Origin of the sequence: Acidovorax sp., assembly GCF_047607405.1 — a bacterium.
Taxonomy (GTDB): Bacteria; Pseudomonadota; Gammaproteobacteria; order Burkholderiales; family Burkholderiaceae_C; genus Acidovorax.
The window spans coordinates 24,086-39,835 of the sequence record NZ_JASGDA010000098.1 but is presented as its reverse complement, the minus strand read 5'-3'; the positions used below and the strand labels follow the sequence as shown (position 1 = coordinate 39,835).

The 15,750-nt window shown below is 66.0% G+C and carries 19 protein-coding genes; 17 read left to right on the top strand and 2 right to left on the bottom strand.

The window, feature by feature from the left end:
- The first annotated feature begins 6 nt into the window (after window positions 1-6).
- The 17 genes from QM569_RS11700 (at window position 7) to QM569_RS11620 (ending at window position 13,138) form a co-directional block, all read left to right on the top strand.
- The gene (locus QM569_RS11700) at window positions 7-648 is read left to right on the top strand and encodes an MlaC/ttg2D family ABC transporter substrate-binding protein (RefSeq protein WP_414987402.1); all 642 of its coding nucleotides are present in this window, start codon (window positions 7-9) and stop codon (window positions 646-648) included.
- A gap of 4 nt (window positions 649-652) precedes the next feature.
- Window positions 653-925: an STAS domain-containing protein gene (locus QM569_RS11695; protein WP_414987401.1), complete on the top strand. Its 273-nt coding sequence runs from the start codon at window positions 653-655 to the stop codon at window positions 923-925.
- A 52-nt stretch (window positions 926-977) separates the two neighbouring features.
- Window positions 978-1,883: an ABC transporter ATP-binding protein gene (locus QM569_RS11690; RefSeq protein WP_414987400.1), complete on the top strand. Its 906-nt coding sequence runs from the start codon at window positions 978-980 to the stop codon at window positions 1,881-1,883.
- Window positions 1,880-2,635, top strand: a complete 756-nt coding sequence (locus QM569_RS11685) for an ABC transporter permease (protein WP_414987399.1) — start codon at window positions 1,880-1,882, stop codon at window positions 2,633-2,635. Before QM569_RS11690 ends, QM569_RS11685 begins: the two co-directional genes overlap by 4 nt.
- Window positions 2,636-2,637: 2 nt before the next feature.
- A complete protein-coding gene (locus QM569_RS11680) occupies window positions 2,638-2,877 on the top strand; it encodes a BolA family protein (RefSeq protein WP_414987398.1) in 240 nt (79 codons plus the stop codon).
- 67 nt (window positions 2,878-2,944) lie between these two features.
- Window positions 2,945-4,222, top strand: coding sequence for a UDP-N-acetylglucosamine 1-carboxyvinyltransferase (gene murA, locus QM569_RS11675; protein WP_414987397.1), 1,278 nt, complete (start codon window positions 2,945-2,947; stop codon window positions 4,220-4,222).
- Between the two features lie 2 nt (window positions 4,223-4,224).
- Window positions 4,225-4,860 (top strand): ATP phosphoribosyltransferase, encoded by a 636-nt coding sequence (hisG, locus tag QM569_RS11670; RefSeq protein ID WP_414987446.1) that lies wholly within the window; start codon window positions 4,225-4,227, stop codon window positions 4,858-4,860.
- A gap of 4 nt (window positions 4,861-4,864) precedes the next feature.
- Entirely contained in the window at window positions 4,865-5,866 is a 1,002-nt protein-coding gene (locus QM569_RS11665; protein WP_414987396.1) for a PDDEXK nuclease domain-containing protein, read from the top strand.
- Window positions 5,867-5,868: 2 nt separating this feature from the next.
- The gene (gene hisD / locus QM569_RS11660; RefSeq protein WP_414987445.1) at window positions 5,869-7,236 is read left to right on the top strand and encodes a histidinol dehydrogenase; all 1,368 of its coding nucleotides are present in this window, start codon (window positions 5,869-5,871) and stop codon (window positions 7,234-7,236) included.
- Between the two features lie 10 nt (window positions 7,237-7,246).
- A complete protein-coding gene (locus QM569_RS11655; RefSeq protein ID WP_414987395.1) occupies window positions 7,247-8,395 on the top strand; it encodes a nuclease-related domain-containing protein in 1,149 nt (382 codons plus the stop codon).
- Between the two features lie 66 nt (window positions 8,396-8,461).
- Complete coding sequence (locus QM569_RS11650; protein WP_414987394.1) at window positions 8,462-8,701, top strand: CopG family transcriptional regulator; 240 nt, start codon at window positions 8,462-8,464, stop codon at window positions 8,699-8,701.
- Window positions 8,673-9,125, top strand: a complete 453-nt coding sequence (locus QM569_RS11645; protein ID WP_414987393.1) for a PIN domain-containing protein — start codon at window positions 8,673-8,675, stop codon at window positions 9,123-9,125. Before QM569_RS11650 ends, QM569_RS11645 begins: the two co-directional genes overlap by 29 nt.
- Window positions 9,122-10,216: a histidinol-phosphate transaminase gene (gene hisC, locus QM569_RS11640; protein ID WP_414987392.1), complete on the top strand. Its 1,095-nt coding sequence runs from the start codon at window positions 9,122-9,124 to the stop codon at window positions 10,214-10,216. The genes QM569_RS11645 and hisC overlap by 4 nt, the downstream gene beginning before the upstream one ends.
- On the top strand, window positions 10,213-10,851 hold the full coding sequence (gene hisB, locus QM569_RS11635) for an imidazoleglycerol-phosphate dehydratase HisB (RefSeq protein ID WP_414987391.1): 639 nt from the start codon (window positions 10,213-10,215) through the stop codon (window positions 10,849-10,851). The genes hisC and hisB overlap by 4 nt, the downstream gene beginning before the upstream one ends.
- A 52-nt stretch (window positions 10,852-10,903) precedes the next feature.
- The gene (gene hisH / locus QM569_RS11630) at window positions 10,904-11,557 is read left to right on the top strand and encodes an imidazole glycerol phosphate synthase subunit HisH (protein ID WP_414987390.1); all 654 of its coding nucleotides are present in this window, start codon (window positions 10,904-10,906) and stop codon (window positions 11,555-11,557) included.
- Between the two features lie 8 nt (window positions 11,558-11,565).
- Complete coding sequence (hisA, locus tag QM569_RS11625; protein ID WP_414987389.1) at window positions 11,566-12,306, top strand: 1-(5-phosphoribosyl)-5-[(5-phosphoribosylamino)methylideneamino]imidazole-4-carboxamide isomerase; 741 nt, start codon at window positions 11,566-11,568, stop codon at window positions 12,304-12,306.
- Window positions 12,299-13,138 carry a D-hexose-6-phosphate mutarotase gene (locus QM569_RS11620; RefSeq protein ID WP_414987388.1) on the top strand — a complete coding sequence of 280 codons (840 nt, stop codon included), beginning with the start codon at window positions 12,299-12,301 and terminating at the stop codon, window positions 13,136-13,138. The genes hisA and QM569_RS11620 overlap by 8 nt, the downstream gene beginning before the upstream one ends.
- Before the next feature lie 39 nt (window positions 13,139-13,177).
- Here the strand turns inward: QM569_RS11620 and QM569_RS11615 are convergent, their stop codons facing one another.
- Window positions 13,178-14,353, bottom strand: coding sequence for a spherulation-specific family 4 protein (locus QM569_RS11615; RefSeq protein WP_414987387.1), 1,176 nt, complete (start codon window positions 14,351-14,353; stop codon window positions 13,178-13,180).
- 22 nt (window positions 14,354-14,375) lie between these two features.
- Window positions 14,376-15,749 (bottom strand): exopolysaccharide Pel transporter PelG, encoded by a 1,374-nt coding sequence (gene pelG, locus QM569_RS11610; protein WP_414987386.1) that lies wholly within the window; start codon window positions 15,747-15,749, stop codon window positions 14,376-14,378.
- Window position 15,750: the final 1 nt, after the last annotated feature.

The following is a 15,750-nucleotide window of genomic DNA, read 5'->3' as shown; positions in this document are numbered from 1 at the left end:
GCGACCATGACCCTGAACCGACGCACCCTTGCCCTGTGCCTGGCCACCGCCGCCGCCTGGGGGCTGTCCAGCGCCGCCCTGGCGGCGGACGAGGCGCCCGATGCGCTGATCAAGCGCCTTTCGACCGACGTGCTGACCACCATCAAGTCCGACAAGGCACTGCGCAGCGGCGACGTGGACCGCATCGTCGCGCTGGTGGACAAGACGGTGATGCCCAACGTCAACTTCCGCCGCATGACCGCCGCCGCCGTGGGCCCCGGCTGGCGCCAGGCCACGCCCGAGCAGCAAAAGCGCCTGCAGGACGAATTCAAGGTGCTGCTGGTGCGCACCTACGCGGGCGCCTTGGCGCAGGTGAACGACCAGACCATCCAGGTCAAGCCCCTGCGCGCCGCGCCCGAGGACAAGGACGTGCTGGTGCGCACCGAGATCGTGGGCCGCGGCGACCCGGTGCAGCTCGACTACCGCCTGGAGAAAACGCCCGGCGACGGCGCGGGCTGGAAGATCTACAACCTGAACGTGCTGGGCGTGTGGCTGGTGGAGACCTACCGCGGCCAGTTCGCGCAGGAGATCAACGCCAAGGGCATCGACGGCCTGATCGAGACCCTGGCCGCGCGCAACAAGAGCAACAGCGCCGCCACCAAGGGCTGACGACATGCTGGTCCTGCCCGCCGAGCTGACCCACCGCCAGGCCACCGCCTGCCTGCACATGCTGCTGCAGGGCCTGAAGGCGCACCGCGAGCCCGGCGTGGTGGTGGACGCGCACGCGCTGGCGGTGTACGACACCTCGGCGCTGGCGGTGCTGCTGGAGTGCCGCCGCGAGGCCATCGACGAGGGCAAGACCTTTGCCGTGCAGGGCCTGCCCCCCAGCCTGCGCAGCCTGGCGGGCCTGTACGGCGTGGGGCTGCTGCTCACGCCCGTGGCTTGACGCGCGCACCGGCCAGCGCGCCGGGGTGCAAGGCCGTAAAATCGCGGGCTTCATGCCTGCCGTTTCCTTCCAAGCCGTCTCCAAGACCTTCGCCACGCCCAAGGGCCCCTTCCAGGCACTGAACGATGTCAGCCTGGACATCGAGGAAGGCGAGTTCTTCGGCCTTCTCGGCCCCAACGGCGCGGGCAAGACCACCCTCATCAGCATCCTCGCGGGCCTGTCGCGCGCCACCAGCGGCCGCGTGGCCGTGCTGGGCCACGACGTGCAGGCCGACTACGCGGCCGCCCGCCGCCAGCTCGGCGTGGTGCCGCAGGAGCTGGTGTTCGACCCCTTCTTCAACGTGCGCGAGTCGCTGCGCATCCAGTCGGGCTACTTCGGCGTGAAGAACAACGACGCCTGGATCGACGAGCTGCTGGAAAACCTGGGCCTGGCCGACAAGGCCACGGCCAACATGCGGCAGCTCTCGGGCGGCATGAAGCGCCGCGTGCTGGTGGCGCAGGCGCTGGTGCACAAGCCGCCCATCATCGTGCTCGACGAGCCCACGGCGGGGGTCGATGTGGAGCTGCGCCAGACGCTCTGGCACTTCGTCGCGCGCCTGAACAAGCAGGGCCACACGGTGCTGCTGACCACGCACTACCTGGAAGAAGCCGAGGCGCTGTGCGGGCGCATCGCCATGCTCAAGTCGGGCCGCATCGTCGCGCTCAACCGTACCAGCGAGCTGCTGCAGGCCGCATCCGGCAGCGTGCTGCAGTTCAAGACCGACACCGCCCTGCCGCCGCCGCTGGCCGCCGTGGCGCGGGTCACGGGCCGCATCGTGCAACTGCCCGCGCACGACGCCGCCGAGACCGAGCGCCACCTGGCCGCCCTGCGCGTGGCGGGCGTGGATGTGCACGACATGGAGATACGCCGCCCCGACCTGGAAGACGTGTTCCTGCAAGTCATGGGGCAGGCGGCATGACCGGCTGGCAGACCCTGTTCCACAAGGAAGTGCTGCGCTTCTGGAAGGTGAGCTTCCAGACCGTGGCCGCGCCCGTGCTCACGGCGGTGCTGTACCTGCTGATCTTCGGCCACGTGCTCGAAGACCACGTGAAGGTCTATGACCGCATCAGCTACACCGCCTTCCTGGTGCCCGGCCTGGTGATGATGAGCGTGCTGCAGAACGCCTTTGCCAACAGCTCGTCCAGCCTCATCCAGAGCAAGATCATGGGCAGCCTGGTGTTCGTGCTGCTCACGCCCCTGTCGCACTGGGCCTGGTTCTGGGCCTACGTGGGTTCGTCCACCCTGCGCGGGCTGGTGGTGGGGCTGGGGGTGTTCATCGTCACGCTGGCGTTTGCGCGGCCCGAGTTTGCCGCACCGGCATGGGTGCTGGTGTTCGCCGTGCTGGGCGCGGCGCTGCTGGGCACGCTGGGGCTGGTGGCGGGGCTGTGGGCCGACAAGTTCGACCAACTCGCGGCGTTCCAGAACTTCCTCATCATGCCCATGACCTTTCTGTCGGGCGTGTTCTACTCCATCCAGTCGCTGCCGCCGTTCTGGCAGGCGGTGAGCCACCTCAACCCGTTCTTCTACATGATCGACGGCTTCCGCTACGGCTTCTTCGGGCAGAGCGACGCCTCGCCGTGGCTCAGTCTCGCCATCGTCGGCACGGCCTGGCTGGCCGTGAGCGCGCTGGCGGTGTACCTGCTGCGCACCGGCTACAAGATTCGGAACTGACCATGACCGCCGACCAACTCAAAGACCTCATCCGCGCGGGCCTGGCCTGCGAGCACATCGCGCTGGAAGGCGATGGCCGCCACTGGTACGCCACCATCGTCTCCGCCGAGTTCGAGGGCCAGCGCCCCATTGCGCGCCACCAGCGCGTCTATGCCACGCTGGGCAGCAGGATGCAGACGGACGAGGTGCATGCGCTGTCCATGAAGACCTTCACCCCCGCCGAATGGGCGGCGCAGTCGTAGTTACTCACTTATTGATAGCTGCTGGTGCTTTATGGATAAGCGCTAGAGGCCAATTTAACCAATATTTATGGACAAACTCCTGATCCGCGGCGGTCGCACCTTGCAGGGCGAGGTACACGTCTCCGGCGCCAAGAACGCCGCCCTGCCGGAAATCTTCGCCAGCCTGCTTACGGCGGACCCCGTCACGCTCACCAACGTGCCCGGTCTGCAGGACGTGAAGACCGCGCTGCGCCTGCTCGACCACATGGGCGCGCGCAGCCGGTTCGAGGATGAAGCCCGCTCGCGCCTCGTCCTCGATGCCAGCGACCTGCGCTCGCACGAGGCACCCTATGAGTTCATGAAGCTCATGCGCGCTTCCATCCTGGTGCTGGGGCCGCTGGTGGCGCGCTTTGGCGAGGCCAACGTATCGCTGCCCGGCGGCTGCGAGATCGGCGCGCGCCCTGTGGATCAGCACCTCAAGGGACTGAAAATGATGGGCGCGAGCATCGAGTTCGAGCACGGCAACATCGTCGCCCGCGCGAAGAGGCTCAAGGGTGCGCGCATCACCACCGACATGGTCACCGTCACTGGTACCGAAAACCTGCTCATGGCCGCAACGTTGGCGCAAGGCGAGACGGTGCTCGAAAACGCCGCGCAGGAGCCCGAAATCTCCGACCTGGCCGAAATGCTCATCGCCATGGGCGCAAAGATCGAAGGCCACGGCACCAGTCGAATCCACATCCAGGGCGTGGAGCGGCTGCACGGCTGCACCCACCGCGTGGTGGCTGACCGCGTAGAGGCTGGCACCTTCCTGTGCGCTGTGGCCGCTGCGGGCGGCGACGTGCTGCTGCGCCATGGCTGTGCCGACCACCTCGACGCCGTGATCGAGAAACTGCGCGAGGCTGGCGTGGCGGTGGAGTCCGTGCCTGACGGCGTGCGTGTGCGTTCGCCCGGCGCGCTGGGCGGTGCGCTCAAGGCCCAGTCTTTCCGCACCACCGAATACCCCGGCTTCCCGACTGATATGCAGGCGCAGTTCATGGCGCTGAACTGCGTGGCGCAGGGCGGTTCCACGATCACTGAAACCATTTTTGAGAACCGCTTCATGCACGTGGCCGAACTGGTCCGCCTGGGCGCGCACATCATCACCAACGGCAAAGTCGCAGTGGTGGAGGGCGGGCAACGCCTTTCGGGTGCCACCGTCATGGCCACCGACCTGCGCGCCTCGGCCAGCCTGGTCATCGCGGGCCTGGTGGCCGAGGGCGAGACCGTGGTGGACCGCATCTACCACCTGGACCGCGGCTACGACTGCATGGAAGCCAAGCTGCGCGGCATCGGCGCCGACATTGAACGGATCACAACAGCATGACGATGATCACCCTGGCCCTCTCCAAGGGCCGCATCTTCGACGAAACCCTGCCCCTGCTCGCCGCCGCAGGCATCGAGGTACTGGAAGACCCCGAAAAGTCGCGCAAGCTCATCCTGCCCACCAACCAGAGCGACGTGCGCGTGGTGCTGGTGCGCGCCACCGACGTGCCCACCTACGTGCAGTACGGCGGCGCCGACCTGGGCGTGACCGGCAAGGACACCCTCATCGAGCACGGCGGCCAGGGCCTGTACCAGCCGCTGGATCTGCGCATCGCCAAGTGCCGCGTCAGCGTGGCCGTGCGCAGCGACTTCGACTACGAGCGCGCCGTCAAGCAGGGCTCGCGCCTGAAGGTGGCCACCAAGTACACCTCCATCGCCCGCGACTTCTTCGCCAGCAAGGGCGTACACGTGGACATGGTCAAGCTGTACGGCAGCATGGAGCTGGCGCCGCTCACCGGGCTGGCCGACGCCATCGTGGACCTGGTCTCCACCGGCAACACGCTCAAGGCCAACCACCTCGTCGAGGTGGAGCGCATCATGGACATCAGCTCCCACCTCGTCGTCAACCAGGCCGCTTTGAAGCTGAAGCAGGCCCCGCTGCGGCGCATCATCGACGCCTTTGCCGGGGCCGTCAGCTAAGGCCATGACCCAGCCGCCAGCCGACTTCGCCGATATCGCGGGCCTGATCGCCACCGCCCGGCAGCAGGCCGTGCAGGCGGTCAACACCGCGCTGATCGGGCTGTACTGGCAGATCGGAGAGCGCATCAGCCGCAAGATCGCGGCGGCGGAATGGGGCGATGGGGTGGTCGATCAACTGGCGCGCTATCTGGCGCAGACGCAGCCAGGGTTGCGGGGATTCACCCGTGCCAACCTGTTCCGGATGCGGCAGTTTTACGAGGCATACCCCCATGGGGAATTTGTCTCATCACTGCCGAGACAATTGTCCTGGACGCATCACCTCATCATCCTGGGCCAGAGCAGGCGCCCCGAGGAGCGCGAGTTTTATCTGCGGATGGCCGCGCAGGAGAAATGGAGTAGCCGAGAACTTGAGCGGCAATTCAAGACAGCCCTGTTCGAGCGCACTGTTTTGACTCCCGCAAAAGTCTCACCATTGGCGAGACAAATTCATTCCGACGTTGCCAGCGTCTTCAAAGACAGCTACGTCGTCGAATTCCTCGGCCTGCCCCCAGGCCACGCCGAGGCCGACTTGCACCGTGGCCTGCTGGCCCGGCTCCGGGACTTCCTGATCGAGCTGGGCCGCGACTTCTGCTTCGTCGGCAGCGAATACCCCGTGCAGGTCGGCGGGCGCGACTTCGCGCTGGACTTGCTCTTTTTCCATCGCGGCCTGAACAGCCTGGTCGCCATCGAACTCAAGGTAGGCCGTTTCGAGCCTGAATACCTGGGCAAGCTCAACTTCTACCTCGAAGCCCTCGACCGCGACGTGAAAAAGCCCCACGAGCGCCCCGCCGTCGGCGTGCTGCTGTGCGCCAGCAAGGACGACGAAGTCGTCGAATACGCACTGAGCCGCAGCACCTCGCCCGCCTTGATCGCCGAATACCAGACCCAACTGCCCGACAAGGCCCTGCTGCGGGCCAAGCTGCACGAGTTCTACGTGCAGAACGCCTCTGATCTGGAGATTGAATGACTATGAAATTAGTAGCTGCTCCCGCCCGTCTATCAACCGCCAGCGCCACTTTTGAGCAAGATTTTGCCCGGCGCCTGCACTGGTCCGCCGACACCGACGCCGCCATCGAGCAGCGCGTGGCCGACATCCTGGCCGACGTGCAAAAACGCGGCGACGCGGCGGTGCTCGAATACACGGCCCGCTTCGACGGCCTCAGCGCCCCGTCCATGGCCGCGCTGGAGCTGACCCAGGCCGACTTCAAGGCCGCGTTCGACGCCATTCCCGCCGCCCAGCGCAACGCGCTGCAAGCCGCCGCCCAGCGCGTGCGCAGCTACCACGAGGCGCAGAAGAAGGCCAGCGGCGAGAGCTGGAGCTACCGCGACGAAGACGGCACGCTGCTCGGCCAGAAGGTCACACCGCTCGACCGCGTGGGCATCTACGTGCCCGGCGGCAAGGCTGCGTACCCGTCCAGCCTGCTCATGAACGCCATCCCCGCGCACGTGGCCGGCGTGCAGGAAATCATCATGGTCGTGCCCACGCCCGTGCGCGGCAGCGTGGCTACGGGGGGCACGGGCGACGCCACCGCCACGCAGGGTGAGCGCAACGAACTCGTGCTGGCCGCCGCCTACGTGGCGGGCGTCACGCGCGCCTTCACCATCGGCGGCGCGCAGGCCGTGGCGGCGCTGGCCTACGGAACCGCCATGGTCCCGAAGGTGGACAAGATCACCGGCCCCGGCAACGCCTACGTCGCCAGCGCCAAGAAGCGCGTGTTCGGCACCGTGGGCATCGACATGATCGCGGGGCCGTCTGAAATCCTGGTGCTGGCCGACGGCACCACGCCGCCCGACTGGGTGGCGATGGACCTGTTCAGCCAGGCCGAGCACGACGAACTGGCGCAGTCCATCCTGTTGTGCCCCGACGCCGCATACATCGAAGCCGTGCAGCGCGAGATCGACCGCCTGCTGCCCACCATGCCCCGCGCCGAGATCATCGCCAAGAGCCTCACAGGCCGGGGCGCGCTGATCCTGACACGCGATATGGAAGAAGCCTGCGCCATCAGCAACCGCATCGCGCCCGAGCATCTGGAGGTCAGCAGCCGCGACCCGCACCGCTGGGAACCGCTGCTGCGCCACGCGGGCGCGATCTTCCTGGGCGCGTACACGTCCGAAAGCCTGGGCGACTACTGCGCAGGCCCCAACCACGTGCTGCCCACCAGCGGCACGGCGCGGTTCTCGTCGCCGCTGGGTGTCTATGACTTCCAGAAGCGCAGCAGCCTCATCGAAGTGAGCGAACAGGGCGCGCAAGTGCTGGGCACCATCGCTGCCGAACTGGCTTACGGCGAAGGTTTGCAGGCGCACGCGCAGGCTGCGGAGATGCGGTTGAAAGGCTGAGGAGAGTTGGATGCTTATCAAGTCCGCAGACGACAAGAGCAAGCGTCTGGCGCTGCTGGAGTCTTTGCAGGAATCCCCCATGCTGGACAGCGATCAGCAGGCTTGGTTAGTGAGAGAGTTGTGGGCACTGAGAGAAGGCATACGCGGCGAGCGTGATGCCGCGCACTACCTCGACAACCACTTCGCATCAGATGACAACCTTGCGGTCATTCACGATCTGCGCCTGAATGTTGACGGAGACGTGGCGCAGATCGACCACTTGCTGATTTCGCGTGGTTTCGTTTTCTATCTGTTGGAGACCAAGCAATACAACGGCGATCTTCACATCAATGAGTTTGGTGAATTCTCCGTTTCGTATGGCAAGGGAAAGCCCTGGGGGATTCCTTCACCACTGGAGCAAAGCCGCAGACACCAAAACGTGCTGGTCAAACTTTTGGCTCGGCTGGGCATTAGCGGACGTATCCAGAAGGAGCCTGAGTTCCGGCATGTAGTGCTCGTCAATCCCAAGGCGCATATCCATCGCCCTGTGCGGGATGTGTTTGACTCGTCCAATGTGATCAAAGCAGATCAGTTTGCATCATGGCGCGAGAAGTATGTACACGGCGAGCTTTCGGTGATCAAGACGTTGAGCTTGTTTGCCAATGTGCGTGGGGCCGATACGGTCAAGGAGTGGGCACAGTTGCTGTGTCGACAGCATCGGTCGCAGGATTTGCTGGCGTTGCCTGAATTCATGAAGCCGCGTGAAAAGGTGGACGCGGCGGTGGTTCCCTTGTCATCTGCGGCAAGGCAGCCACAAGTAGCAAAGCCTGTTGCTCATCAGACCGTTTGCGCAACCTGCGCTAAACCTCTTTCTGCTGCCGAGCAGGCGTTTTGTACCAACAACGCCGACAGGTTTGATGGCGCGATGCTTTGCATGGCTCATCAGAAGGAATACCGGCAGGCAAAGGCAAAGGCGAAGGATCAAAAGCCCTTGCCCACAACATCGCATGCTGAGGTCAAAACCATGCCTCAAGGACTGACTGATCCGCGCAAGGGCAAGTTGGTCTGCTGTGCCTGTGATGCCAAGATCAGTTATGCGGAGGGTCGATTCTGCTGGGGCAGCGAGCGCCGCTTTGGCGGCTTGCAGTACTGCCGCACGCATCAAGTGGACTATCGGTAAAGGCATGCAACTGGCATTAGCAAGCACGAATTTCGTGTAACACGAAGTTCGTGTAAACTGATTTCCATGAAAAACGTCACCATCACCGTCGAAGACAGCGCGCTCGAATGGGCGCGCATCGAGGCGGCGAAGCGCAATACCAGCGTGTCGCGGCTGGTGGGCGAGATGCTGGCCGAGAAGATGCGCCGTGACGATGCCTACGGGCAGGCCATGCGCGAGGCGCTGAAGTTCAAGCCCCTGCCGTTCGAGGGAACCTACCTGCGGCGCGATGAGATCTATGCCGAGCGACTCGACCGTTTTCGTTGACACCAACGTCCTGCTCTACGCGCAGGACCCCCGCGACCCCGCCAAGCAAAGCGCTGCCTCCGCATGGCTCGCGTGGTGCTGGCAGTCCCGTGCGGGCCGCATCAGCACGCAGGTGCTGCATGAGCTGTACGCCAACCTCCGCCGCGTGGCCCCCAGCTTGCCGGTCAAAGAGGCCCGCGCCCTGGTCAGCAGCTATCGCCGCTGGCAACCGCTTGCGGTGGACGAGGCCACGGTGGACTTGGCATGGGCCATTCAGGACGACACCGCCTATAGCTACTGGGACTGCCTGATGCTGGCCGCCGCGCAAGAGCAAGGTTGCGCCTACCTGCTGACCGAAGACCTGCAGCACGGCCAGCAGGTCGATTCGCTCACCATCCTCAACCCCTTTCTGTCCACCCCGGACGAACTGCCCGCAGCCCCATGACTTCTCCGCTAGACCGCATCCGCCCCGACGTGCGCGCCATGCACGCCTACTCCGTCGCCGACGCCACCGGCTATTTGAAGATGGACGCGATGGAAAACCCCTTCGGCCTGCCCCCCGCGCTGCAAAAGGCGCTGGGCGAGCGGCTGGGCGCGCTGCCCGTCAACCGCTACCCTGGCGCGCGGCAGAACGACCTGAAGGCTGCGCTGGCTACCCATGCGGGCGCGCCCGAAGGCAGCGCCATCATTCTGGGCAACGGTTCGGACGAGATCATCACCCTGCTGGCCACGGCCTGCGCGCAGCCTGGCCAGCGTGCCGTGGTGCTTGCGCCCATGCCGGGCTTCGTGATGTACCCGATGAGCGCGCAGTTGCAGGGGCTGGACTTCGTGGGCGTGCCGCTCACGGCGGATTTCGAGCTGGACGAGGCCGCGATGCTCGCCGCCATCCGCGAGCACAAGCCCGCCATCACCTACATCGCCTACCCCAACAACCCCACGGCCACGCTGTGGGACGAGGGCGCGGTGCAGCGCATCATCGACGCCGTGGCCGCGCAGGGCGGCATCGTGGTGATGGACGAGGCGTACCAGCCCTTCGCCCGCCGCAGCTGGCTGGACAACATCCGCGCCGAGCCCGCGCGCCATGGCCACGTGCTGCTGATGCGCACGCTCAGCAAGTTCGGCCTGGCAGGCGTGCGCCTGGGCTACCTCATTGGCCCGACCGCGCTGGTGGCCGAGATCGACAAGGTGCGCCCGCCCTACAACGTGAGCGTGCTCAACTGCGAGGCCGCGTTGTTCGCGCTGGAGCACGTCGACGTGTTCGCCGCGCAGGCGGCGGAACTGCGCGCCGCGCGCACGACCCTGGTCGAGCAGCTTCGCCGCATGCCGGGCATCCAGAAGGTGTGGGACAGCGAGGCCAACATGGTGCTGGTGCGCGTGCCAGACGCTGCGAAAACCCACGAAGGCATGAAAAACCGCAAGGTGCTGGTCAAGAACGTTTCTACAATGCACCCATTGCTGGCCAATTGCCTGCGCCTCACGGTAGGCAGCGCTCAAGACAACGCACAGATGCTGGCTGCCCTGCAAGCCTCGTTATGACTTCATCCGCACTCGTCCCTTCCGCAGCAACGCCCGACTCCTTGGCCGACCGCATCGCCGAGGTCAGCCGCAACACCGCCGAGACGCGCATCACCGCGCGCGTCAACCTCGACGGCACGGGCCAGGCCAGCCTGCACACGGGCATCGGCTTCTTCGACCACATGCTCGACCAGATCGCGCGGCACGGCCTGATCGACCTCAGCATCGACTGCGAGGGCGACCTGCACATCGACGGCCACCACACGGTGGAAGACGTGGGCATCACCCTGGGCCAGGCGTTCGCGCGCGCCGTGGGCGACAAGAAGGGCATCCGCCGCTACGGCCATGCCTACGTGCCGCTGGACGAGGCCCTGAGCCGCGTGGTGGTGGACTTCTCGGGTCGTCCGGGGCTGCACATGGACGTGAAGTTCACGGCGGGCAGCATCGGCCAGCTCGACACGCAGCTGGTGTATGAGTTCTTCCAGGGCTTCGTGAACCACGCGGGCGTGACGCTGCACATCGACAACCTCAAGGGCTTCAACGCCCACCACCAGTGCGAGACCATCTTCAAGGCGTTCGGCCGCACGCTGCGCGCCGCGCTGGAGCGCGACCCGCGCTCGGCGGGCGTCGTCCCGTCCACCAAGGGTTCTTTGTAAAAATTTCAAGCCAAATCGGCCTCTAACGCTTATCTGGCAAGCGCTGGCAGCTATGAATATAGAAGCAAAAACCGTCGCCGTGGTGGACTACGGCATGGGCAACCTGCGCTCCGTCTCGCAGGCCGTGCAGGCCGCCGCGCAGGGCAGCGGCTGGACCGTGGTGGTCACCCAGCGCCCCGAAGAGGTGCGTGCCGCCCAGCGCATCGTGCTGCCCGGCCAGGGCGCCATGCCCGACTGCATGCGCGAGCTGCGCGATTCGGGCCTGCGCGAATCGGTGCTCGAAGCGGCGGCGTCCAAGCCGCTGTTCGGCGTGTGCGTGGGCATGCAGATGCTGCTGGACCACAGCGCCGAGGGTGATACGCCGGGCCTGGGCCTGATCCATGGCGAGGTCCACAAGTTCGACCTGGCAGGCCGCACCCAGCCCGACGGCAGCCGCTACAAGGTGCCGCAGATGGGCTGGAACCAGGTGCGGCAAAAAGCCCACCCCGTCTGGGCAGGCGTGCCGGACAACAGCTACTACTACTTCGTCCACAGCTTCTACGTGCGCCCGCACGACGCGGCGCACGTCGCGGGCGAGGCGGACTATGGCGCGATATTTGCCTGCGCCATCGCACGCGATAATATTTTTGCCACGCAATTTCACCCGGAAAAGAGCGCCGAGCACGGACTCGCCCTTTACCGCAACTTCCTCCACTGGAACCCCTGAAGTCCACCATGCTGCTCATCCCCGCCATCGACCTCAAGGACGGCCACTGCGTACGCCTCAAGCAAGGCGACATGGGCCAATCCACCACCTTCGGCGAAGACCCCGCCGCCATGGCGCGCAAGTGGGTGGATGCGGGCGCGCGCCGCCTGCACCTGGTGGATTTGAACGGCGCCTTCGCGGGCACGCCCAAGAACTACAGCGCCATCAAGTCCATCCTGAAAGAGGTGGGCGACGACATCCCCGTGCAACTGGGCGGCGGCATACGCGACCTGGACACCATCGAGAAATACATCGACGGCGGCCTGCGCTACGTCATCATCGGCACGGCGGCGGTCAAGAACCCCGGCTTCCTGAAGGACGCCTGCAGCGCCTTCGGCGGCCACATCATCGTGGGCCTGGACGCGAAGGACGGCAAGGTCGCCACCGACGGCTGGAGCAAGCTCACCGGCCACGAGGTCATCGACCTGGCCAAGAAGTTCGAGGACTGGGGCGTCGAGTCCATCATCTACACCGACATCGGCCGCGACGGCATGCTCTCTGGCATCAACATCGAGGCCACGGTCAAGCTGGCGCAGGCGCTGTCCATCCCCGTCATCGCCTCGGGCGGGCTGTCGAACATGGCCGACATCGAGCAGCTCTGCGCCGTGGAAGACGAGGGCGTGGAAGGCGTGATCTGCGGCCGCGCCATCTACAGCGGCGACCTGGACTTCGCCGCAGCGCAGGCGCGCGCCGACGAACTCAATGGCTGAAGCCACGCTGCGCCACGAAGCCTTTCGCGGCCAGCCTGCCATCGTCCTGAGCCTGCCCTGCGGCGACAGCCTGCGCGTGCTGCGGCATGGCGCGCACGCCGTGTCCTGGGTCGCGGGCGGTCGTGAGAGGCTCTACCTCAGCCCGGCCAGCGCCTTCGATGGCCGCAGCGCCATCCGCGGCGGCGTGCCGGTTTGCTTTCCTCAGTTCAATCTGCGCGGTGCGCTGCCCAAGCACGGTTTCGCGCGCAACCTGCCCTGGGCGCTCGAAGATCAGGTGCTGGAGGCTGGGCAAGGGCGCCTGGTGCTGCGCCTGGCCGCTGGCCCCGCCACGCGCGCCTACTGGCCGCAGGACTTTGAAGCCCGGCTGCGGCTGGAACTGACCCCGGGCGAGTTGCAGCTGACCCTGGACGTGCGCAACACCGATGCGCAGCCGCTGACCTTCACCGGGGCTCTCCACACCTATTTCGCCGTGGACGACATCGCGCATGTCCGGCTCGAAGGTCTGCAGGGCCAGCCCGAATGGGACGCCGTGACGGATAGCCACGCCACGGGAGTCAGCCCCCTGCGTTTCGACGCCGAATTCGACCGCGTTTACCAGGCCACGCCCGAGCCGCTACTGCTGCGCGACGGGGCGCACGCCTTGTCCATCGCGCAAAGCCCGAGCTGGGCCCAGACCGTTGTCTGGAATCCTGGCCGAGACAAGGCGTTGGCCGACCTGCCGACCGGCGGGCATGCCCGCATGCTGTGCGTGGAGGCGGCCCAGGTGATGACGCCCATCACCGTGGCGCCGGGCGGGCAGTGGCAGGGCTGGCAGCGCCTGAGCCTGCGCTGAACCCAGCCGCCTGCCATTGACGCCATTCTGGCCAGAGCATCAGGCGCAGGGCGCCAGTGCCTGCCCTGCGTTGGTGCGCTGCACCGCGTCCAGCAGAGCGGTCCAGTACGTGGGCAGGCCGCCCCAGGGGTTGCCCACGCCGGTGCTGGGCTCGTACTCGCGGTCGGTCATGTACACCCAACCCGCCTGGTTGCGCGCCGAGGCGGCGGCCTGCAGCGCCGTCTGCATGGCCGCGCAGTCGGCGACGTTATGGATCAGTGCGCCCTGCTTGGCGTTGGACTGGGTATAGACCCAGTCGGTCGCGAGCGTGCGTGGGTCATAGCTGGCGTAGGTGCTCCCCTTGCCCTCGAATGTGGCCAGCACGTCGGTCGCCTGGGCATAGTCTGCCACCGGAATGGCGCCGGGGTTGCCGATCACAAGCAGGCTGGAATCCTTGGCCTTGATGTACTGGTAAACGTCCTCGTAGAAGGCCAGTTCGGTGCTGGTGGCGGCCATTTGGTCCAGAAAGATGCCCCGGATCAGCCCTGGGTAGTAGCTGAAGTAGGCGTCGATTTCGTTCTTGACGGTGCTGGCCGAGCGCTGGCCCCAGCCAGTCTTGACGTAGCCAACCAGCTGGCCACCCGCGTTCACGAAGCTGCTGGCGGTGCTGGCAATGATGGAATCGGCGCTGCTGGACGGGCCGTTGGATGGGTTCAGGATGGCCGTAATGCGTGCGCCCGGGTAGGCCGCCGCGCCCGCGATCATGGCCGCCCACGCCGTGGCGCCGCTGCCTGTCGGGTAGAAGTAGGCGGGCAGGAGCACCTGCAGAGCCGAGGGCGCCGGGCGCAGGTACACGGTGCGCGTGGTGCTGGCCGTGCTGCCGCCCGCCACGGCGGTGGCCTGCAGCGACTGACGCCCGGCGGGTACGCCGCTCAGGCTGGCCGTGGCCAGGCCCGCACTCGTCATGCCGCTGGCGGACACAGATGCGGTGCTGAATTGCACGGCGGTACCGTCGGCGGCATTGGCGCCATCCGCTGTCACACGCGCGGCCACGGCCAGAGGCTGGCCGGTGGTGAAGACGACTCCTGCCTCCGGTTCGGTGAACTGCACGCTCACACGGTTGCTGCCTGATGGGGCCTGCTCGTTGGCATCGCCTCCGCTACCGCCGCTGCTGCCGCCGCCGCAGGCGGTGAGAAGGGTGGACAGGGCGAAGGCGGTGGCAAGGAGTAGGCGCATGGTGGGCGGCGGCGAAAAAGGCTCATTGGAGCATGAAAGTCTCGTACTCCAGCCGGTTGAGCTGCCGCGACAGCAGCAGCAAGCCCGTACAAAGTGTCAACAGCGTGGCCACCGCGAAGCCATAGCCATAGAGCGCAGCGCCCGCCCAAAGCGTCAGGCCGGTAAGCGCGACGTTGAGCAGCACGAACTGCAGGCACAGCAGCAGCACGATGCGACGTTGATCGAGATAGAAGAACACGTTGAGCACGGCCATCAACCCCACCTGCAGCCCGGCGCCCACCACCTGCACGTTCAGCAGCGGCTGGTACAGGCGCGAGATGCCCAGCAGCGAGAGAATGGACGGACCCGCCACCAGCGTAATGAGGACGGCCAGGGTCTGGATCTTTGCGATCTCTGACAGGCCCTGCTGGATGGAGTAAACCATTTCGTCGCGCATGGACTCGATGTATTCCAGCGAACCGCCGCTGCGAACCGCGTCGTAGAACTTGTCGTAGAACTCGACGAAATCGGTCTCGATGCGCACCAGGAACACCGCCATGCCGGGGATGATGGACAGATAGGCCAAGAATACGGGCAGGTCGTAGATGATGGACGCACGCAGGTGGCCGATGATGCCGTCCGAGGTGGGCGGGAAGTACCAGAACATGAACTTGTCCGCCCAAATGCCCAGGTTGTAGAGCAGGCCGACGACCATCAGCGAGGGATAGAGCAAATCGCGCCGCAGGAAGTCAAAGGCGATCAGGCGGCCCTCGGGGTTGAACTCGCGCACGATCAGCACCCACATGCCCGCCAGCAGCACGAAATTGCCGATGGTGAAGCCGGCGAGCAGCCCCTCCAGCCCCCACGGGCGCAGCAGCAGCGCGGCGGCGACGATGAGCGCGTAGGCCCCGGCGAACAGCGCCACGATGACCTTGTAGCGCTTCATGCCCGACAGCAGGATGGTCAGCACCCACACGCCGCACATGACCACAAAGCCCGCGAGCATGAGCATGCGGTACAGCAGCCCCTCGCCCGGCAGCACCACGAACAGCGCGAGCGTGCCGAGGGCGCTGGCCGTCAACATGACCACCAGCAGCAGGCCGTGCAGGTTGGGCAGGATGCGGTCGCGCCGTTTCTCGAACAGGCGGTCGGAGACGTAGCGGGTGAAGGCCAGCTGCACCAGCCCGGTCAGAATCAGGCTGCTGGCGACGAGGTAGGTGACCGAGGTCTGGAACTGCGTGACCAGCACCGAGGGGATGACTACGCTGGCGCTGAAGATACCGATGAGCAGGATGCCCACGATGGAGAACACCCAAGGCCCGGAGCCGATGACGCTCGCGTAGGTGTAGGCCTGCACCAGGCTCACCAGGGTATTTCTGCGCAGCATGCGGCGCAGCTCGAAACCTATGCCGGCCATG